Source organism: Bacteroidetes bacterium SB0662_bin_6 (genome assembly GCA_009839485.1).
Lineage (GTDB): Bacteria > Bacteroidota > Rhodothermia > Rhodothermales > VXPQ01 > VXPQ01.
In genome coordinates, this window is the sequence record VXPQ01000021.1 from 1 (window position 1) to 20,513 (window position 20,513).

15 protein-coding genes and 1 rRNA gene are annotated in these 20,513 nt (G+C 57.7%); 6 read left to right on the plus strand and 10 right to left on the minus strand.

What is annotated here, in order from left to right; translation table 11 throughout:
* Positions 1-537: ribosomal RNA gene (locus F4Y00_03155) — 16S ribosomal RNA — on the minus strand; the annotation flags it as partial.
* Between the two features lie 452 nt (positions 538-989).
* Between F4Y00_03155 and F4Y00_03160 the strand changes: the two genes are divergently transcribed.
* Together F4Y00_03160 and F4Y00_03165 are read left to right on the plus strand one after the other, a co-directional pair.
* Positions 990-1,853, plus strand: coding sequence for a PASTA domain-containing protein (locus F4Y00_03160; GenBank protein ID MYE03959.1), 864 nt, complete (start codon positions 990-992; stop codon positions 1,851-1,853).
* A 75-nt stretch (positions 1,854-1,928) separates the two neighbouring features.
* Positions 1,929-2,426, plus strand: coding sequence for a damage-inducible protein DinB (locus tag F4Y00_03165; protein ID MYE03960.1), 498 nt, complete (start codon positions 1,929-1,931; stop codon positions 2,424-2,426).
* Between the two features lie 25 nt (positions 2,427-2,451).
* Here the strand turns inward: F4Y00_03165 and F4Y00_03170 are convergent, their stop codons facing one another.
* From F4Y00_03170 to tmk, 5 genes are all read right to left on the minus strand, one after another.
* A complete protein-coding gene (locus tag F4Y00_03170; GenBank protein MYE03961.1) occupies positions 2,452-5,658 on the minus strand; it encodes a TonB-dependent receptor in 3,207 nt (1,068 codons plus the stop codon).
* A gap of 108 nt (positions 5,659-5,766) precedes the next feature.
* A complete protein-coding gene (gene pyrR / locus F4Y00_03175) occupies positions 5,767-6,282 on the minus strand; it encodes a bifunctional pyr operon transcriptional regulator/uracil phosphoribosyltransferase PyrR (GenBank protein MYE03962.1) in 516 nt (171 codons plus the stop codon).
* Positions 6,283-6,333: 51 nt separating this feature from the next.
* Complete coding sequence (locus tag F4Y00_03180; GenBank protein MYE03963.1) at positions 6,334-6,816, minus strand: hypothetical protein; 483 nt, start codon at positions 6,814-6,816, stop codon at positions 6,334-6,336.
* 65 nt (positions 6,817-6,881) lie between these two features.
* Positions 6,882-7,361 (minus strand): transcriptional repressor, encoded by a 480-nt coding sequence (locus F4Y00_03185; protein MYE03964.1) that lies wholly within the window; start codon positions 7,359-7,361, stop codon positions 6,882-6,884.
* A gap of 98 nt (positions 7,362-7,459) precedes the next feature.
* Positions 7,460-8,137: a dTMP kinase gene (gene tmk, locus F4Y00_03190; GenBank protein MYE03965.1), complete on the minus strand. Its 678-nt coding sequence runs from the start codon at positions 8,135-8,137 to the stop codon at positions 7,460-7,462.
* 239 nt (positions 8,138-8,376) lie between these two features.
* Here tmk and F4Y00_03195 point away from each other — a divergent pair, with 239 nt between their 5' ends.
* Complete coding sequence (locus F4Y00_03195) at positions 8,377-9,801, plus strand: tetratricopeptide repeat protein (protein MYE03966.1); 1,425 nt, start codon at positions 8,377-8,379, stop codon at positions 9,799-9,801.
* Positions 9,779-10,693, plus strand: a complete 915-nt coding sequence (locus F4Y00_03200) for a DUF368 domain-containing protein (protein MYE03967.1) — start codon at positions 9,779-9,781, stop codon at positions 10,691-10,693. The genes F4Y00_03195 and F4Y00_03200 overlap by 23 nt, the downstream gene beginning before the upstream one ends.
* Before the next feature lie 9 nt (positions 10,694-10,702).
* Here the strand turns inward: F4Y00_03200 and menC are convergent, their stop codons facing one another.
* Genes menC through F4Y00_03215 form a run of 3 tightly spaced genes read right to left on the minus strand, consistent with a single transcriptional unit; the run spans position 10,703 to position 14,587 of the window.
* Positions 10,703-11,824 (minus strand): o-succinylbenzoate synthase, encoded by a 1,122-nt coding sequence (menC, locus tag F4Y00_03205; protein ID MYE03968.1) that lies wholly within the window; start codon positions 11,822-11,824, stop codon positions 10,703-10,705.
* 11 nt (positions 11,825-11,835) lie between these two features.
* Positions 11,836-12,708 (minus strand): shikimate dehydrogenase, encoded by an 873-nt coding sequence (locus F4Y00_03210; protein MYE03969.1) that lies wholly within the window; start codon positions 12,706-12,708, stop codon positions 11,836-11,838.
* A 16-nt stretch (positions 12,709-12,724) separates the two neighbouring features.
* On the minus strand, positions 12,725-14,587 hold the full coding sequence (locus tag F4Y00_03215; GenBank protein MYE03970.1) for a sodium:proton antiporter: 1,863 nt from the start codon (positions 14,585-14,587) through the stop codon (positions 12,725-12,727).
* Between the two features lie 340 nt (positions 14,588-14,927).
* Here F4Y00_03215 and F4Y00_03220 point away from each other — a divergent pair, with 340 nt between their 5' ends.
* The gene (locus tag F4Y00_03220; protein ID MYE03971.1) at positions 14,928-16,337 is read left to right on the plus strand and encodes a Glu/Leu/Phe/Val dehydrogenase; all 1,410 of its coding nucleotides are present in this window, start codon (positions 14,928-14,930) and stop codon (positions 16,335-16,337) included.
* 30 nt (positions 16,338-16,367) lie between these two features.
* Here the strand turns inward: F4Y00_03220 and F4Y00_03225 are convergent, their stop codons facing one another.
* On the minus strand, positions 16,368-19,484 hold the full coding sequence (locus F4Y00_03225; protein ID MYE03972.1) for a vitamin B12-dependent ribonucleotide reductase: 3,117 nt from the start codon (positions 19,482-19,484) through the stop codon (positions 16,368-16,370).
* 572 nt (positions 19,485-20,056) lie between these two features.
* Here F4Y00_03225 and F4Y00_03230 point away from each other — a divergent pair.
* A complete protein-coding gene (locus F4Y00_03230) occupies positions 20,057-20,464 on the plus strand; it encodes a hypothetical protein (GenBank protein ID MYE03973.1) in 408 nt (135 codons plus the stop codon).
* The last annotated feature ends 49 nt before the right edge of the window (positions 20,465-20,513 follow it).

A 20,513-nucleotide genomic window follows, 5' to 3' on the forward strand; every position in this document is an offset into this window, starting at 1 on the left:
CACCCTCCGTATTACCGCGGCTGCTGGCACGGAGTTAGCCGGTGCTTATTCATATGGTACCGTCAGACCCTGCCGGGCAGGGGGTTCTTCCCATATAAAAGAAGTTTACGCCCCATAGGGGTGTCTTCCTTCACGCGGCGTGGCTGCGTCAGAGTTTCCTCCATTGCGCAAGATTCCTCACTGCTGCCTCCCGTAGGAGTCTGGCCCGTGTCTCAGTGCCAGTGTGGCTGATCATCCTCTCAGACCAGCTACGGATCGTAGCCTTGGTGAGCCTTTACCTCACCAACAAGCTAATCCGCCGCAGGCCCATCCTTGAGCAACCGAAGTCTTTCAACCGGAGATCATGCGATCCCCGGTCTTCATGCGGTATTAGCTACCGTTTCCGGTAGTTATTCCCCACTCAAGGGCAGGTTACCTACGTGTTACGCACCCGTTCGCCACTTTACTCGGGTTCCGAAGAACCCTTTCTCGTTCGACTTGCATGTGTTAAGCCCGCCGCCAGCGTTCGTCCTGAGCCAGGATCAAACTCTCCATAGTAATGAAGTTGAATGATCTGCTTGACTCGTATTTGTCTGTCTCATCATGCGCGCCGTTTGTCCGACGCACAGGAATCAACGGGACTCGCTATGCTTCCATTCTCATCAAAGAACATGGCTGGAAACGCTCCCGCCGCCTGAAAAAAGCGAACCGGTCAACCAGCCACCGTGCAGAAATCAGGCCCTACATCGCAATGCGGCCCCGAAAAAAGCACGGACAGAAAAAATACGCCAACAATCTCTTGATGTCAAGAGGCTGTCGGCGCATATTCAGCCTGCCTTACACGGCGATATAAGCCGGAGGTTCCAACCTTGTATTTATGAAATGTGTGTTGAGAAGAACACGCCCGCACCAACCGGCACATGAACAGCGTTCATCCGTATGAACCGGGGAAAACAGCATTGCGTACCTTGTTACGTCAAAACCCGTAAGACCCTGCAAAGTCCCGGATCATGCCGCCGGAAACCGCCAAACGCCTGCTTTCAAGAACGGAGTCGTACATCCGAACGCTTCTGCGCAATCCGTACTGGTGGGGAGGACTGATCCTGTTGACAGCCTTCCTTGGAATCAGTTATGTGCTCGTCAACGACCTGCTTATGCCGAAGCTCACAAGACAGGGAGCCCATCTGCAGGTCCCCAATGTAGTCAATCGGCCGTACGAACAGGCAAGGAACGACCTCGAAGCCCTTGGACTGCATGTCGAACGTATCGTGCAGCAGTACAATCCGGCCTTCGCCCGCGATGTGGTCGTGGATCAAAACCCTCTCCCCTCTGCGCTCGTAAAGCCGGAACGGCACATTTACCTGACGATCAACAGCGGGGAATTACGGCATGTGGTGGTCTCTGACGTGGTCGGCCTTTCTCTTCGCGAGGCCGTAAACCGGTTACGCGCACAGGGTCTGCACATCGAGGAAACATTGCCCGATTCCATCCCGGCCCCCAATCGCAATACCGTTACCGGGCAGGAACCCGCTGCCGGAGATACCCTCACGGAGGGAGCTTCCGTATCCTTGTGGTACAGTACAGGCCTTGGCATAGGCTACAGCACGATACCGGATATCACCGGTCTGGGCATCAATCAGGCGCAAGACAGTCTGCTCACCATGCAATTGCGCTCCATTGTGATCAGTGCACCGGACAGCCTCTCCGACCCGAACGCGCCGGACTCTATCGTGTTACGCCAGAGCCCTGCTCCCGGAACGCGTGTGCGCGCCGGATTCGAGGTGCGCCTTCATACCTGGCAAGCCGAACAGCCTGAACCTGACAGACCTTTTCCTTTTCGATTCGAAGAAAACGAACCGGGAGTCGGGCTATGACGGGACCCACGTGAAACGTATAGACTCTACCCTCATACTCACCTTAACCATTCCTCATCCCAATTCCCAAGGAGAATACCCATGAACGGCGCCGCGCTGCTTCCCGAATTCGATCACGAGATCGAAAACACCCGCAAAATGCTTGCATTGGCGCCTGACGAATGTCTGGATTACCGCCCTCACGAAAAATCGTGGACGCTCCGGCAACTCGCCACCCATGTGGCAAACCTGCCCACATGGACCGGCCCGACATTCCATATGGATGAACTGGATCTGGCGCAGCCGTTCGAACCATGGATTCCTGAAAACACGGACGAAATCCTTGCCGCATTCGACAAAGCGGCCTCGGAAGCCCGCCTCGTGCTGGAAAGCGCATCGGCCGACACATTCCTTGAACCCTGGACCCTGAAGGCAGGGGATCAGATTCACTTCACCATGCCGAAAGGCGTCGTATTCCGCAGTTTTGTCCTGAACCACCTCATCCATCACCGCGCCCAACTCGGCGTCTACCTGCGCATGTGCGACATTGCGATCCCGGGCATGTACGGCCCTTCCGCGGACGAAACAATGTAGATCCGGTTCGCGCGCAGTTTCGGCGTCAACGCCCTTCCTCCAGGCGCCAGGTAATCGACAACTTCACGCGCCGCCCCTTCGGGCTGTGTGTGAAGCCATCGAATGCAGATTCCCAATTGACAAAAGGCGGATCCTTGTCCAGCAGATTGAGCACGGACAACGTCACGTCGAACCCGCCCGGTAAATGCCGGTATGCGCTCACATCGAGGGTTGCGAACGAATCGATGGTCCGAAGCTCCGATCCCTCTGACTCGTTCTCATTGATATAGGAGGGGATGTAATTCAGGTAGCTGACCAGCGAGTAAAGACTCCTGTGGTAGCCGGCGTTCACCCTGGATTTCCACTTCGGAATCGGCGGCGCCGAGGGATTGTACCGGTTCAGGTAACCGGCGCCTTCCTGCTCACCCGCCAACTCCACACCGCTCACTTCCAGCGCCTTCACAAAGTAGGAGCGGGTCCAGGTGCCTTCGAAGCCCCCCGAAAGGACCCCGGCCCCGGCGGCAAAACGCGTGCTGAGATGCCAGTCGATACCGGAGGTGGTAATCCCCGGCCAGTTGACTGCGTTTACGCGGACACGCTCAATAAGCTGGGAATCGCAGCCCGATGCACCGCCAGGGCACGTAATGTACCGCTGCACCGCTGCGCGGGCGGCTCCACCCTGGTGATACAGCGCCGTAATCCCGCCATGCGGCAACACGCCGATGGCGTCCCTGAAATTGTAGGACCAGTAATCGAGGGTCGCACGGACATGGTCACTGGAAAATGCCGCCCCGACATTGTATGTCAGCGCCCGCTCGGGTTTCAGATCGGCGTTTCCGAACGTATCGATCGGTTTGTAGGTGCCCGTTTCCGCAACCCAATCAAGCCCTGTAGCCCGATCCTCGTTCAGTTCGTCCACCGACGGCACCCGAAGCGTAGACTGCACCGAACCGCGGAAAATCAACGCGTCCGTTGCCTGGATGCGCATTGCGAACTTCGGATCGAAGCTGCTTACGATTTCGTGAAATTCATAGTTTGCCGCAACCTGCGCGTCGAAACGCGCGCCTACCGTAAGCGGAACCTCGGCAAAGAACCGATGCACATTGCGCGCATCGTCGTAGGGATAGTACCCGGTGGTGAACGTATAGGGGCCCACCTTGTCCCTGCAACCGACGTCTCCAGGCACCGCACAAGGATTCGTGTTCTGATTGGCCGGATCGTTCGGCACGGCGGACACGGCGGTCCGGCGAAACTGATACCCTACCGCATACGCCGCAAGCCCTTCGACCAGACCGCCGGTCAATACAGCGTCGGCCACGAACAACTCAGCCTTGTTTTCCAGATCCAACTCCTCGTTGATCCAGCCGATTAGCGCAGGACTATTCGCCAGATTCCCGGCATGATCGGGATTCGCCATACCCTGAAACGCGGCGCCGGGCTGTGCGGAATACCGGAGTGCATTGCTGAACGGATTGTAATACATGCATGCTCCCTGACCCGGTACGGCTCCATTGAGCGCGCCAAGCCGCATCCCGGAAGGAGCCGCGCGGTCTACCTCCACGTCCACGCCGCAATCAGGACCGCCGAAACCGCGGAAGGCAAGGAATTTCCTGTACGCGTACTCCGCCGGAAGATTCACGTTGTTGGTAGCGCGTGAGTAGCCGACACCCACATCAAGCTTCACACTCCGACCGCCGAACGCCTCGAACGCATGATCGACCGAGGCGGAAATGCGCTGCGTGCCGGACGCGCGGGCCAACGTACGTCCGGGACCGCTGTTTCCTACGAGACGGCCAAAGAAATACCAGTCGTCTTCAAGGCATTCGGCGCCGGAAGCGAAACCCACACGATCCGCATGCATGCCGCAGAACGCTTGCCGCCCGGGATTGCCGGACGGAACGATCTGGGTGCCGTCATACGGAGAAATAGGCGGAAACGACGGGGTGGTCAGCCAATCCGGCGTTACAGCCTGGGCCCATAGCCCCTCGATGCGGTAACCGGACCGGTCGCCCAAACGCCCGTTGATCTCTCCGAAAGCCCGGATATGCCTGCTTTTTTCGATCAGGTTATCCCAGGGTGCATAGCGGAAACGGCATGTGGCGTCTTCAATATGGCCGCCAAAATCCACGCAACGGGGATCGAGAAATCGTCTTTCCGCATCGCCATGAGCAGCGACGAGTTCATTTACGAAGGCGTTCGCGCCTTCATTCCCCGTCAGGGAGGGTCTGTAAAATGCGCCCGGATTACCTGTATACGACCAGCCCCCGGCCTGCGGAAACGGACGCAATGACCATGGCCGCTCCGAGACCCTCAACTCCTGACGATACATCATTTCCGCAGCAAACACCGCATGGGCGCCAGCGACATCCCCCCCCCAGATCGCGCCGGCATACGTATCGCCGGCGTCGGCATAGTACTCGTGAGAAGTGGCGACTTCCAGACCCTCGAAATCACTGCGCGTCACAAAATTGGCGACGCCGGCCACCGCATCCGATCCATACACGGCGGAGGCTCCCTCTTTCAGAACCTCTATACGACTGATCGCGATGGCGGGCACGGCATTCACGTCTACGAAGCGGCCACCGATCAGGCGCGCCGGTAAGTATACCTGCCGGCGCCCGTTGAACAGCACCAGCGTACGGGAGGGCCCCAGGCCGCGGAGATTTACGCTGGCTACGGTTTCCTGCACGGAGGCAGGCGGCCCGGTGCTATTGTACCAGCTCTGGCGCTCGCCGATCACGCCATGAGACACACTCAGATTCTTGAAAAGCTCTACCAGTTGCGGAGCACCCTGTTCCGCCAGCGCCGCCCGGTCTACCGCGGTAACGGCATAGGGTAGATCAATGGCAAATTCCTCGACGGATGTACCGGTCACTACCACTTCGTCAAGCTTCAGCACCGTGGGCGTGATCCGCAACGATAATTCCGTGGTCTCCCCGGCACTCACCGTAAGCTCGCGTACAAGTGTGGAATAGCCGATAAAAGAGACTCTTACGGTCTGCTGGCCCGCCGGTACAAAAGAGAAACTGAACGCTCCTTCCGCGTCCGTATATATGATCGCATCCAGACCGGTGATATACACTTCCACTGCTTCCACCGGAAGCGTATCCGAGGCGTCCACTACTGTACCCGTAACGCTCCCGGTCGATTGCGCATGCACCGGCGACGCCCACAAGACAACGCACAAGGTCAGACAGCACATTGAAACGTGTCGTGCGAATGCAGTCGAACTAAATCTGTCGTGTATATACATGGGTTGTGGTGGATTATCGATGGGGTGTAAAATCGGGCGGACACAAAATGCTCCGATAAACAACGATAGAGTAAAGTATAAAAAAGTAAATGTTAAGAGAAATGCAAACTATTCCACCACATGGATCGTGAACCCGTCGTTCACGTCCACATCCACGCGCTCGCGATGCTTCGTCTGGAGAAATAGACCTATGTAATCGGGCTGAATCGGATATTCCCTATGCCCCCGGTCAACGAGCACAACCATCTGTATGCTCCGCGGGCGTCCGTAATGTACAAGCGCATCCAGTGCGGCACGGGCCGTTCGACCCGTAAACAGCACATCGTCCACCAGGACGACATCCCGGTCTGCAATTTCGCGCGCCATATGGGACGTGTCTGCGATCTCTTCATCGGGATCCCGGTCATCCCTGTATGCGGACACATCCAGATTACTTACCTCAAACGTACGGCCTTCGAGCACCTCCATCTCGCGGGCAATCGCTTCCGCTACGGCGCTGCCGCGGCGACGGATGCCCACCAGTTCTACATCGGATGCTCCGCGGTTACGTTCGACAATCTCGCAGGAAAGCCTCACCAGCATACGCTGCACGCGCTCCGGTGACATGATGAGCCTGCGCGCCATACGCCGAGCATGAAAAGATTGCGGACGAAGTATCTGCGAGAGATCCTCGTCTCACTGAAACATGGCCTTGATACTACCCCATGTGCGCCGAACCGCCGTCGGCGTATAGGCAACCTGTTGTGATCCTACAAGTTGTCGCCCCCCATCATCCAGCACGGCATACAACGTATACTGAACCACTTCAGCCCCCTTATACAGATCGTCATCCCGAAAAACATAGGGGTGACGTGCGCCAAGCGGCTCCACCTCGACCACCCTTGTACCGGCGCCTGATTCCGCACTCACTTCCACCTCATAGTAGTCCAAATCGTCTTCGGACTCTGCCGCCCATTCCACTACAGGGACCCCTTCATCCAACTCTACCGCAAAACGGAGTGCCTTGAAGCCACTGACATGGGTTAACTGAGCATGCACCTCCGCCGCCTGATCAACAGGAATTGCATTGAAGCCGAGAAGGCTTCCCGATGCCACCACTGCAAGCACTATGAAGGCGAATTGTTTCACAAAAGGAGAAAAGACGGAGGGTTGGCTCACAGGTGCATCCCGTATAATATATACCCAATTCGGTGTAACGTCAAGATGCGGCGGCACGTTCCTGTTCACGCCTCCTGTGCAACAGCCGTTTTGTTCGGGCAATGCTCCCGCGCGCACCGCCCATACATGTTGAGCGAGTGGTGCTTGATATCAAACTGATATATGTCAGCGACCATTTCCTGGATGCTCTGTATACGCGGATCGCAGAATTCGAACAACTCATTGCAATCCATGCAAATCAGATGGTCGTGCTGCCAATAACTGAAGGCCCTTTCGTACTTCGCCTGATTTCTTCCGAACTGATGCCGGACCACAAGATCACAATCCATCAACAGTTCCAGCGTGTTGTACACGGTCGCGCGGCTTATCCGGTGCCCGCCGTCCTTCAACCGGATATAGAGTTCGTCGGCGTCCACATGATCGTTCGTAGCATAAATCTCCTCGAGAACGAGAAAACGCTCCGGAGTTTGCCTGCGGCCGCGTTGCCGGAGAAAAGCGCCGAATAAACGACGAACTTCTTCCATTTGCTGGGGCGGAACGGACATAGGGCGATGCGGAAGTGTACGAACGGCCTGACTATTCCCTCAACCGCCGCCGGGGAGATGCGGTTCCGAAAAAGACATGCGCCGTTCCATGAACCCGCTCAAGGAACTTCCCGTTCGGGCAGCAAATCCTGAGTGCCGCGCCAAATCGTATCGGCGAGATCGTCCTCGCTCAATGTGCCATCCAGGCGAACGATGCGATCCGGCTCAGCCGCCGCCAGTTCGTCGAATGCTTTCGCTACCCGGTCGTAGAATGCCTGCCCGGACTGCTCCATGCGATCCGGCTCGGCCCGCAATGCCTGTTCGGGCGGAACGGACGGATCTTCAAGAAGCGGTTGGGACCGCTGGGCGCGGCGCTGCAAGGCCTCTTCAGCAGGAAGCACGAGCAACCAGGTCCGATCCGGCCGGAGTCTACCCGCGACCCGCTCATTGAGGGACGATATCCAGTCCGGATCGGCAATCCCGCGGCCTACCCCCTGGTACGCCGTGGTCGAATCGTAAAACCGGTCGCACACTACCACCTTGCCTTTTTCCAGCGCCGGACGAATGCATTCTTCCACAAGCTGCGCCCTCGCGGCAGAAAACAGCAACAATTCCGGCAAGGGACCGATCTCAAAGTTGGAATCGAGAAGAATGGTCCGGATATGCTCGGAAAGCGGGGCGCCGCCGGGCTCCCGAAAGAACTCGACATCGTATCCTTCGTCTACCAGTTGACTCACCAGCCGAGCGGCCTGGGTGCTTTTCCCGGCGCCGTCGACGCCCTCGATCGTTACGAAAATCATCGGCCGTTTTCAGTCCCTGCAGAACGAGTAAGGAACGGGACGGGAAGCGGGATCATGGACAATCCCTCCGTTTCCACCTGCATTCCTTATCCGGACAAAGCGAACTCTTTGTAAATTGGATAGTACCCTGCTATAATACGGCGAACTTTTTTTTCGCTGCATCTTTTATTCTTTCGTGTCCGGCACCATCCTGCCCGCGTCCGCACACTCCCTGCAACCAGTATTTCCGCGCTGGCATGAGCATGTTTGACTTCGAGTTCGAGGACTTCGACGAGCCTGCCGACGAAGGGCGAATGAACGCATTGCTTTCCGCTTATGAAGGGAACGCGCCCGCCTGGCTCGACTCGGATTCGCTGGAAGATATCGCCAATTACTACTTCGAACAGGGCCGCTACGAAGATGCGCTGAGCGTCATTGACCGCTTGCTGGGCATCATGTCCCATTCCTCGGATGCCTGGATGCGGCGCGGCATTCTCCTGAACAACCTCGAACGTCACAAGGAAGCCCTGGAGGCTTACGACAAGGCGCTTACCTTGAATCCGGTCGACTCGGAAACCCACGTCAACCGGGGAATCACGCTCAATGCGCTGGGCCGCAGCCAGGAATCCCTGGAAGCATACGGAGAGGCCATCCGGATCGATCCGATCAATGATGAAGCCTTCTTCAATCGTGGTGTAGCGCTCGAACACCTGAACTCGCTGCAGGACGCTGTTACGTCTTTCCGGCAATGCGCGGAACTGAACCCCGAGCACCCCGAAGTCTGGTACGAACTCGGATTCTGCTACGATTGCCTCGAAAAAGACGCGGAAAGCATTGTCTGCTACGAACGGCATATCGACATCGAGCCCTACTCGCAGGACGCATGGTACAACCGGGGCATCGTGCTCAGCCGGATGTCCCGCTTCGAAACCGCCGTGGATTCCTACGATATGGCTATTGCCATACAGGACGATTTCGCCTCGGCGTGGTATAACCGGGGCAACGCACTGGCCAACATAGGCCGTCCCGAAGAAGCCATAGAAAGCTACCGGAAAGTCATAGAACTGGAAGGCGGCGATCCGGCCACCTGGTACAACCTCGGACTCGCGTTCGAGGAAATGGAAGATTACCTGCAAGCCTTCAGATATTTCGAGCAAGTCATTCGGCAGGACGAAGCGCATCCCGAAGCCTGGTACGGAATGGGATGCTGCCTGGATGCGCTCGAACGGCACGAGGAAGCACTGGCGCTGTTCGACCGGGCGCTGGCGCTGAAACCGGATATCGGAGAATTCTGGCATGCCAAAGCGGATTGCTTGTATAATGCAGGTAACGTTGCGGAAGCGCTGAAGACATACAAGCACATCGTATCCACCCATCCCAAAAACAGGGATGCCTGGTTGGATCTGGCCGAAACCTATTTCGAGACGGGCCACCCCGAATCTGCACTCGATGCCTATCAAAAGGCTCTCGCACTGCATCCCGACGCCGGCGTGCACTTTCTACAGGCGAGAGTATTGTTTGCGCTGGGTCGCACGGACGAAAGCATGCACTCGCTCAAGATGGCTTTTCGGATGGATCCGAATATGAAAGAGGAATTGCAGCGCGTCTGTCCGGATATGTGGCGCGACGCACAAATCCGACACATGCTGGGATTGGGAAATGGGCCTGCGCCGCGGGTATAACCTCCGCGAAAGCCTGACACATGTCGTGCAGGGCCTTCTGATGGGCGCCGCCGATATCATTCCCGGTGTCAGCGGCGGCACGATCGCATTCATCGTCGGTATTTATCCCCGGCTGATTTCCGCGATCAGCCATGGATTTTCGATGCTGACCTCTCTGGTCAAAGGTCGGCTCGGAGAAATGCGCCGGCATGGCGCCCGCCTTGAATGGGGACTTGTCCTACCGCTTGCGGCAGGAATAGGCGCAGCACTTCTTGTCGGGGCCAAAGTCATCCCGACCCTGCTCGAAACCTGGCCTCATGAGACGCTTGGACTGTTTCTGGGTCTGGTGGCAGGATCCGTCGGGGTGCCGTGGAAACGGATCGGGCGCAGGAACATGTCCGTGCTGTGCATGCTCGTGGCAGCCTGCGGCGCGGCTTTCCTTCTCACGGGCATTCCTGCGTCAGGAGATACGCTGGAGCCTTCAGGCATCCGTGTGTTCGCCTCCGCAGCCACAGCCATTTGCGCAATGATCCTGCCGGGCGTTTCCGGGGCATTCCTTCTCAAGGCAATGGGCATGTATGAAGTGACGCTGCATGCATTGAATGACGGAAATATCGGATATATTGCGCTGTTTGCCGCCGGAGCGATTACCGGATTGGGGTTGTTCTCTCGCTTGCTCAACCACCTGCTCAGACAATACGCCGACCTGACCATGGCGGCACTGGTGGGCTTGATGATTGGCGCACTGCGGGCACTGTGGCCATGGCAAACCCCTGAACGCGCGCTGCAGATGCCCGGAGAAGGCGAGCCGTTCTGGATGGTTGTACTGCTGGCGGCGGCAGGCTTTGCGTTCATAACCATCCTGACGCGGCAGGCAAACCGCATGGGGCGTCCGGAAACGGACGGCCCCTGAGCAGGCATCTCACCACGCCAGCCGTTCGAGACGGCATGTGAGGTCGTCAATTCGATCGCGATCCGCCTCGACGCCCAATCCTGTGTGGTCCAAAGGCGCCTCCACGAAGCCATCGGGAGACATGGTCCACTCCGGCTGCACGATATCGGATGCCCAGTAGCGGCTGCTCGGAGAAAGATCGCCCGGCAGCGTAAAGCCGGGGAGAGAGGCCAGGGCCACATTATAGGCGCGCCCTATGCCCGTTTCGAGCATGCCGCCAACCCAAGCGTCGAGATGATGCTCGCGGCACACATCATGAATCGAGATCGCTTCGGACAATCCGCCTACGCGGCCGGGCTTCACATTGACGATACGTCCGCTGCGAAGCTGAACCATGTCTTCCACCCGGCCCGGACCGGTAATGGATTCATCGAGACAAACAGGCGTGGAAAGCTGCGCCTGCAAGGCAGCGTGACGAACGAGGTCGTCCTGCGCAAGAGGCTGCTCGATCATGGTTAATCCATACCCATCGAGCGTGCGCAGAAGTTCGATATCGGCAAGCGTGTAGGAAGCATTCGCATCGACGGAAAGCGGAACGTCTGCGCCAATTTCCGACCGGATGGCTTCGACGCAGCGCACATCGGCGCCCGGCCCGATCTTTATCTTCACATTCCGGTATCCCTGCCCGAGACTATCCTGCACGCGTTCTACGAGCAGGGATTCCTTTGGCTGCATGCCGAGCGCAATGCCGGCGGGGACACGGCGCTGCGTGCCTCCAAGGAGCGCGGCAAGCGATATGTTCATCCGCTGCGCTTCAAGATTCCAGCACGCCATTTCCAGCGCCGCCTTCGCCATCCGGTGGCCGCGGAATGCACGAAGCGGGATGAGTACATCCGAGGGAGTACGGATATTGTGCCCTTTGAGCGCCGGAACGAACCATTCCCGAATGGCGAACCATGCCGTATCGATCGTTTCGGGGCTGTAGTGCGGCGTCTCCTGCGCCACACATTCGCTCCATGCCGTTTCCCCGGTGTGCGCGCTTATCTCGAGCAACAAAATGCGGCGGGTGTCCTGTATGCCGGAAGCTGTCACGAACGGCTGCTTCAGCGGTAACCGGATCTCGCGCATCTCGATGGTATCGAGCTTCAGCATGCCGTTCTCCGTCAACGATGCAGCATCTCCGACCGTCTGCGCAAGGCCTCCTTGACCACATCGACAGGCATCTCGTGTCCGGTCCATTGCACGTAGGCCGCAGCAGCCTGCTCCACGAGCATATCAAGCCCCCCGAGCGTGACGGCTCCCCGGCTTGCGGCATCGCTGAGCAGGCGCGTCTCTTCGGGATTGTACACGATGTCGTACACGATATGGTCATCGCCAAAATCATCGGCGTTACTCCACGGAGAATCATCCACCGCAGGATACATACCCACCGGGGTCGTGTTCACCACAAGCCGCGCACCGCGCACCGCGGCCCGGGCAGACGAAAAGGCGTGTACTTCAAGGGCTTTGTGCTCGTCGAATGCGGTCAGATCGGTTGCCAGCATGTCCGCCTTTGAAGGAGTCCGTGCAATAAGCGTAAGGCGCTTTGGACGAAACGTAACGAGCAGCGCGTAGGCGACAGCCCGTGCCGCGCCTCCGGCGCCAAGCACGGCCATATCGGCGCCCTGAAGCCGATCCGTCAGGGAAAGAAGCGGGGCCAGAAAACCGGTCACATCCGTATTATCCCCGAAAAGCGTGCCGTCAGGGCGGCGCACAATCATGTTTGAAGCACCGACAGCACGTGCCCGTGGAGACAATTCATCCAGATAGGGAAGTACGGCCTGCTTGTGAGGAATGGTGACGCCTGCCCCCGCGAAATGCAGCGCCGCAAGACCGCGCACCCCATCCTCGATACGTTCGGGGGGTACGGGAAAGGCTGCGAACGCGAAATTGATGCCCTGGGCTGCAAAAGCCGTGTTATGAATAAACGGAGACAGCGTTTGCCCCACAGGATAGCCAAGCAGGGCGATCAGACGCGTGTTCGCATCGATATGTATGGCGTCGGGCCCCACGCTACCGGGCCGCCTCCCCCCCGGACCGCGCAGCCACAGTACCTGTTTTCCGCGCCGGCGGGTCAATGAGCGCTATCAATGCATTGCCCGGATCGGGTCTGACCAGGCTGTCATCTTCTGAAAACACTTGCAACTGATTTTTTCCGCGCACCACAAAAAGCGGAATCATGCGGGAGCCGTACTTCGCTTCAAGCCTGGACCAGGTGCTCTCGTCTTCGATAGTGAACGTCCGGACTGTAGCCCCCGCTGCAAATTGCGCAGTGAGCGACGTATGATTGGTGCCCGTCCCGAACAGAGGCCGTCCGCGAAGATGCTGCACCAGCTTCTCATCCGCATCTTTGCCCCGCTGTTTGTCTCGCGTAGCCAACTGGTACATTTCGGCACTGTCGAAAACCTGCGCAAAACGCACTACGGTAAGCGAATTGACTTCATCGTTGGGCGTAAGCACGATAAGCCGCCCGATCCCGCTCAGATCCAACTCGTCCAGAATGGACTCGGACAACACATTGCCACGCAACGCATGCAGGCCGGCTTCACGGGCACTGGTCACGTTGCTGGGGTTGGTATCCACCATAAGCACGCTGAATCCGGCCTGATCCAGGGCGCTGGCAATGTGGCGGGCCCAATCGTGGGCTCCAATGAAGAGGACGCCCTGGGGATTAGGTTCCGCAAGCCCCAGCCAGCGTGCAACCGGCGAGATCGTAAGACCATAGATCGCGACCGTGCCGATGATCACAAGAAATACGATGGGGACGATAAATTGCGATTCCTCCGGATATATCTCGGCAAGCCGGAACGTGAAAAGAGAGGCCACGGCAGCCGCAACAATGCCGCGAGGCGCCAGCCAGGACAGAAACATCTTTTCCTTGACATACAGGCGCGTACCGAGCATCGACAAAAAGACTGCGGCCGGCCGTACGAGCAGCATAAGTATGAGAAGAAAAACGATGGCCTCCCAGCCGATATACTGTATATCGCCCAGGTCGAGTTGCGCCGCCAGCATGACGAACAGCGCGGCGATCAGCAAAACCCGCAAGTCTTCCTTGAACTCCACAATGCGCCGCACCGCGACGAGGCGCTGGTTAGCCACCACGAAACCCATGGCCGTCGTGGCCACAAGGCCGCTTTCCGGCTGCAGCGCATCCGAAATGGCAAAGACGGCAATGACTACCATGAGCGCCATCGGATTCTGGAGATAATCCGGCACCATGCGACGACGCAGCAGAAAAACAATAATTCCTGCTCCCGCGACTCCTATCCCAACGCCGACAAAAAATTCCAGCAGCAGACCTTTGAGTGCATGCGATGCCACACTTCCCACCGTGCCTGCCCCTGTCTCGTTGATCAGTACGAGCGCTTCGAGCACGAGCACAGCGAGAATCGCACCGATCGGATCAATGGTAATGCCCTCCCACTTCGCCAGGGCGCCTACGCGCCCCTTGGGCCGGATATGCTGGAGAATCGGAACGATGACCGTGGGGCCTGTAACGGTCAGAATCGCCCCGATGAGAATGGAAATACTGAGACTCAGTTTCAGCAGGAACAGGGAGGTAATCGACGCAAGGATCCAGGTGATCAGTACACCAATGGTTATCAGACGACCGACCGCACCGCCCACCTCGCGCAACTCGTCGAGGCGCAGACTCAGCCCCCCCTCGAACAAAATGATCCCGATCGAAAGCGCCACAAACGTAAAAACCCATTCAGCACGCATCGCAGCCGGATCCAGGATACCAGTGACCGGACCGGCTATAAACCCGAACGTGAGCAACAACAAAATGGAGGGTACGCGATACCGCCACGCAATCCACTGTGCGCTGACGCCGAGTACGAAAACCGCTGCTATGCTGAAAAGGGCGGACACTATACAGGGAACAAGACCTTAATGGGAGACGCCGCAGAGCCGAACGGAACTGCTTTGCAACATGCATGCGAAACATGAAGCTGCCTCGCAGCATCCGGCAAAAAACGGCTAATCTAACTCTGCGGAATATGCGCTCGGTTCCAACTCGACGAAGATTCCGGCCCTCCTGCATCCGATACAGGGGTATGTCCGGCCCTGGCCAACGAATTATTTATTTTGTCCGGGAACCCGCTGCATATTTGTCGTAACTCCATCGTAACATTATGCCTGCGGGCGCATGCGATCCGCATGCCGGCCCTGGTAAACACCCGCTCCTTTGTCCGAAAAAAGGGTTTCCCGTATGTCGCACACAGCAGATTTTCTGGGGGACGTAAACCGGTCGTTTATGAAAGCGGCCCGACTCACGAACCACCCCCAAGGGCTCCTCGAACAAATTCGCATGTGCAACAGCGTCTATGCGATGGAATTTCCCCTTGTACGGGATGACGGGTCCATCCATGTCGTTCAGGCGTTCCGCGCCGAGCACAGCCATCACAAGCAGCCGGCAAAGGGCGGTATCCGCTATGCGCCCACCGTATCAAGAGACGAGGTGGTGGCGTTGGCCTCACTCATGAGTTACAAGTGCGCCGTGGTCGATGTGCCTTTCAGCGGGGCCAAGGGCGGCATCAAAATCGACCGGAAGCAGTTCTCGGCCAGCGAACTGGAGCGGATTACCCGGCGCTACACGTTTGAGTTGGTTCGAAAGAACTTCATGGGGCCGGGCATCGATGTACCCGCTCCGGATTACGGGACCGGGGCCCAGGAAATGGCATGGATTTTCGACACCTATAATCAACTGTCGGATAACCCCCTCGATGCGGCGGCCTGCGTGACCGGAAAACCGGTTGGCCACGGGGGGGTGCACGGGCGCAGGGAGGCTACGGGCAGAGGAGTCTTTTTCGGTATCCGCGAGGCATGCAGCGATAAAAAAGCAATGAAAGCGCTCGGCCTGGATGCCGGGCTGGAAGGGAAACGCGTCATCGTGCAGGGCCTGGGCAATGTGGGATTCCATGCAACATATTACCTCCAGGAGGCTGGCGCCCTCATCGTGGGTATTGCAGAGATGAACGGCACTCTCGTCAAGGAAGACGGGCTGAACGTACAGGAAGTGGGCGCCTGGCGGCAGGAACACGGCACCATCGAGGGATTTCCGGACGGGCGCATGATCCAACCTTCCGGGAAGGCGCTTGAAATGGATTGCGACATCCTGCTGCCCGCCGCCCTCGAAGGACAGATTACGGGCGAGAACGCGGGACGTATCAAGGCGCGTATCATTGCAGAAGCGGCAAACGGACCGACCACCTCGGAAGCCGACGAGATACTTCGGAAACGAAATGTGCTCTTGCTGCCGGATATCTATCTCAACGCCGGCGGGGTCACCGTATCGTATTTCGAGTGGCTGCGAAACCTGTCTCACGTGCGGTTCGGGCGCATGAGCAAGCGGTTCGAAAGCGATACACAGCAAAAAATGCTTTCAGCCATCGAAACCGCGACAGGAAAAGCGCTCTCACCGGAAGTGCTTGCCACGATTGGCAAGGGGGCCGACGAAATCGACATCGTCAATTCGGGGCTCGAAGAGACCATGGTTTTCGCCTACAATGAGATTTACGACATCTCGAAACGGTTGAAGACCGATCTGCGCACGGCGGCCTTCGTGAGCGCCATCAACAAGATCGCCGTGCTCTACAACCAGATGGGGATCTTTCCGTAGACGAAAATCAGCGCCCCGATCCGCTCCGGATCACCCGCATCCGCTGGTGGAACCGCAGTTGGGGCACGAATAGCATGCGCCGCTGCGGACCGTGATGGATCCGCAGTTGGGACAGGCCGGACTATCCTCCTGATTACGGAAGGTAGTCTCGCTCGAAGTGGCTGAACGGCTCCCCTCCATGGCCTCCATGAACGCCTCCACCGTGCTGCCGACGAGCGCATCCAAAGGCTCCGGCGGCGCGGAAAGCTGCGTCTGCATCTGAGCCTGGGGCTGAAGCTGGAGTTGGGGCTGGGCTGCATTGCCGGAAGGAGATTCCCCTTCGCTGGAAAGACCATTGTCGACCTCCTCTTCCTCATGCTTATGCACCCGCATAAACTTCAGGGACAGGTACCTGAAGATGTAATCCATGATCGACTTCGTGATCGGGATCTCCTTGTTTTGCGTAAAGCCGTTCGGCTCGAAGCGCATGTGGCTGAACTTGTTGCAGAGATCAGCCAGCGGAACGCCATACTGCAACGCGATGGATATCGAGGTCGCAAACGCATCCATCAGCCCGGAAATCGTAGAGCCCTCCTTCGCCATCGTGATGAAGATTTCCCCGGGCATGCGCGAGTCGGGATACAGCCCGATATGCAGGTAGCCCTCGTGTCCGGCGATGGAGAATTTGTGCGTCATGGAAGGACGTTCGTCGGGAAGCCGCTTGCGGATCGGCTGATACACGATCTTTTCGGTGATTTCCGGTTCGGACGTCGCCATCCCGTCGCCGGAGGATTCCTCATCCCATCCCTGGCTTTTTCTGGTATTGCCGCCCCTGGAGGTGGAGAGCGGCTGGCTCCGCTTGGAGTTTTCGCGGTAAATCGCAAGTGCTTTCAGGCCCAGTTCCCAGCCCTGTACATAGGCGTCGGCGATTTCCTCAACCGTTGCGCTTTCGGGCATATTGACCGTCTTGGAAATGGCGCCGGAGATAAAAGGCTGCACGGCCGCCATCATCCGGATGTGGCCCATGTGATGAATGGAACGCTCTCCCTTGAACGGTTTGAAAGCACAGTCGAACACGGGAAGATGTTCTTCGCGCAGCGCCGGGGCGCCTTCAATGGTATCGTTCTCGTCGATATACCGAATGATCGCATCAATGTCCGGAGACGGGTAACCGAGGCGGGCGAGCGCTTCGGGCACGCTGCGATTTACGATCTTCATCATCCCGTCGCCCTGACCGGCCAGCAGTTTGTATTTGACCAGCGCGATATCCGGTTCGACGCCCGTCGTGTCGCAATCCATCATGAACCCGATCGTGCCGGTCGGCGCCAGTACCGTGGCTTGCGCATTCCGGTACCCGAACTGCTCGCCGGCAGCTATACAGTACGTCCACGTTTCGCGGGCGGCCTCAAGGAGATAGTCCGGGCAACTGGTATGGATTTCATCGACCGCCGCGGCGTGCATGCGCATCACCTCGAGCATGGACGAACGGTTTGGGGCAAACCCCGCAAACGGTCCGATTTGGGGGTTGGCGGCAATCTCGGCGCTGCGGGCATACGCTTCGCCATGCTCGATCGCCATCAGCGCTCCGGCTACCGCGCGGCCTTCGTCGCTGTCATAGGGAAGCCCCATCGCCATCAGCAAGGCGCCGAGGTTGGCAAAGCCGAGCCCGAGAGGACGGTAGGCATGGGAATTCTCGGCGATTGCACGCGATGGATACCCGGCGTTGTCTACCAGAATCTCCTGCGCCGTGATAAATATGCGCGTGGCCGCACGGTAGCGCTCGACATCGAACGAACCGTCTTCCCGTTGAAACTTGCGAAGATTCAGGCTGGCCAGATTGCAGGCTGAATCATCGAGGAACATGTATTCCGAGCAGGGATTGCTCGAATTGATCGGCCCCGAATCCTTGCAGGTATGCCACCGCTGGATCGTATCCTCGTATTGCACGCCCGGATCGCCGCACACATGGGTGCCCTCGGATATTTTGCGGAGCACATCTTTTCCGGAAATGGTATCGATCACTTCATCGTCGAGCACGCCCCGAAGGTTGTACGGACTTCCGGACTGCACGGAATGCATGAGGTCATCGTCCACGCGCACGGACTGATTGACGTTCTGGAAGGCCACGCTGCCGTACGCCGGGCCATTGAATGAACCGTCGTAGCCTTCTTCGATCAGCGCCCAGGCCTTCCGTTCTTCTTCCTGCTTCGCCGCAACGAATTCGAGAATATCCGGATGCCAGGACTTCAGCGTCTGCATGATAGCTGCACGGCGCGTTTTGCCTCCGGACTTGATGGTTCCGCCGGTAGCATCCTGTACGCGCATGAAGCTGACAGGCCCGGACGGCTGCCCGCCGCCGGAAAGTTTTTCTCTGGAGGAACGCAGCTTCGACCAGTCCGCGCCTACCCCCGAACCGAATTTGAAAAGCCGGGCGCTTTCTCCCATCAACTGCCAGATATCGTCGATGGAATCTTCCACCGATATGATGAAGCAGGCGGAAGCCTGCGGGCGCTGGTAGGGATCCACGGGGACCGCCCGGCCCTTGCTTTCATTCCATCCGGATATCTTCTTACCGCCCGAATCGCGGATCCCGTACTGCTGATACAGGCCGACATTGAACCATACCGGACTATTGAATGCGCCGTATTGATGCAGGCAAAGCCAGGTAAGTTCATCGTAGAAGCGTTCGCCGTCTTCCTTGGTGGCGAAATAATGCTGCTCCGTTCCCCAGTCGGCAATCGTGCGCGTGACGCGATGAATGAGCTGCCGGAGTGAGTTCTCGCGCCCCCCCTTCGAAGGATCCGTTCCCGATTGCTCTACATCCCCATAAAAATATTTGCTGGCCACCACGTTCGTCGCCAGAGGGCTCCAGGATTCCGGAAAAGCCACCTCTTTCTGCTCGAAGACCGCTTCGCCCTGCTGATTTCTGATAGCCGCATCGCGCCGATCCCATGCAAGGGTGTCGAAAGGCGAGCGCCCTTCCTCGGAAAAAACCCGTTCGATATGCAATCCCCCGGCAAACTGCTCGTGCGTGAACGCCGCGGCGTCCGTCTCGCGGGACCCCTCCACGGATTTCGCGTCATCAGCTCTCAATCCGGAGAACAGACCGGACGAGACTTCTTTGTCGGGAGTATCAGAGATAAATTTGTCCTGGGGGAATATGCTCATAATCGCTGCTCCTTCCTTGACGTTATATGCCGCTATTCCTGACCGATTGGGAAAAACGGGCGAACAAATTGAAAATAACGGACTACCGTTTGCCCTTCCGGCCTAACCGTACAGAGGCTAAAGCCGGAGTGTATAATAACGAAGTTATAAAACCGTTATGCAAGTACAAATCCAAGGTTTTTTTATCGACAGGACGGATTTCACAATTCCCCGTAATCCACACCGTTATCCACAGAGGTGCAAACCAGAGAAGCACCGCACCGAATCCCGGACGCCACGCGATCTTAATTCCGTTATTGCATAAATATTCTCTTGCTCACATCCTGCACACAGGTTATCCACCATTTTTTTAACGAGCCGGGAACGCACCGTACAAGGTTATATTTGCAATAACGGTTATACATTCCATAAAGAAAACAGGCTCCGGCCCCATTCCGCACCCGGGATGAAAGAATGAATCCAAAGGCGCGATCAGTCGTTTTACTGCGGGCGCGATGCGCCCCTGCCATCGCGGCGGACAACGTGGAGATCCACAGAGCATTACTCGTTATATAAAATCAACGGCAGGTATAATGTTGCAGGAAAGCGTCGAGCGCAGCGCCTATCCTCATCCTGAGGAATTCGAGGTCATGCGCCCGGAGTACTCTGAAATAGAAGACGACTACTTTCGAGCCGTCATCACCGTCTCGCCGTTTCGCGTCACGGGCGAGAGCCGTACGGAGGCCGGCGCACGTCGGGCTGCGCTCTACGAAGCGGAAAAAACCTATCGTTCCTACCACCCGTCCTACAGGGTGCGCAATCCTTATCCGGATACCTTCTCGGATCGCGAAGGCACCAGATGGTCACGCGTCCCGGCGTCAAAGCGCGACAAAATGGGAGACTACCTCTTCGTGGACGCGAGCGACGAAGAAGACTACGCGGATATCGAGTCCATGCTGACCTGGGACGTACGTCCGAACGATGTCAATCCGGCCGATTGACCGGTAGAAGCGCCGGGGCAAAATGCAGGGAGGTAAACAGGAGCGGGAC

Coding starts and splice junctions, on each gene's coding strand:
- F4Y00_03160 (MYE03959.1), top strand. CDS start 990: ATGCCGCCGGAAACCGCCAAACGCCTGCTTTCAAGAACGGAGTCGTAC.
- F4Y00_03170 (MYE03961.1), bottom strand. CDS start 5,658: ATGTATATACACGACAGATTTAGTTCGACTGCATTCGCACGACACGTT.
- pyrR (MYE03962.1), bottom strand. CDS start 6,282: ATGGCGCGCAGGCTCATCATGTCACCGGAGCGCGTGCAGCGTATGCTG.
- F4Y00_03185 (MYE03964.1), bottom strand. CDS start 7,361: ATGTCCGTTCCGCCCCAGCAAATGGAAGAAGTTCGTCGTTTATTCGGC.
- F4Y00_03195 (MYE03966.1), top strand. CDS start 8,377: ATGAGCATGTTTGACTTCGAGTTCGAGGACTTCGACGAGCCTGCCGAC.
- F4Y00_03200 (MYE03967.1), top strand. CDS start 9,779: ATGGGCCTGCGCCGCGGGTATAACCTCCGCGAAAGCCTGACACATGTC.
- menC (MYE03968.1), bottom strand. CDS start 11,824: ATGCTGAAGCTCGATACCATCGAGATGCGCGAGATCCGGTTACCGCTG.
- F4Y00_03220 (MYE03971.1), top strand. CDS start 14,928: ATGTCGCACACAGCAGATTTTCTGGGGGACGTAAACCGGTCGTTTATG.
- F4Y00_03225 (MYE03972.1), bottom strand. CDS start 19,484: ATGAGCATATTCCCCCAGGACAAATTTATCTCTGATACTCCCGACAAA.
- F4Y00_03230 (MYE03973.1), top strand. CDS start 20,057: ATGTTGCAGGAAAGCGTCGAGCGCAGCGCCTATCCTCATCCTGAGGAA.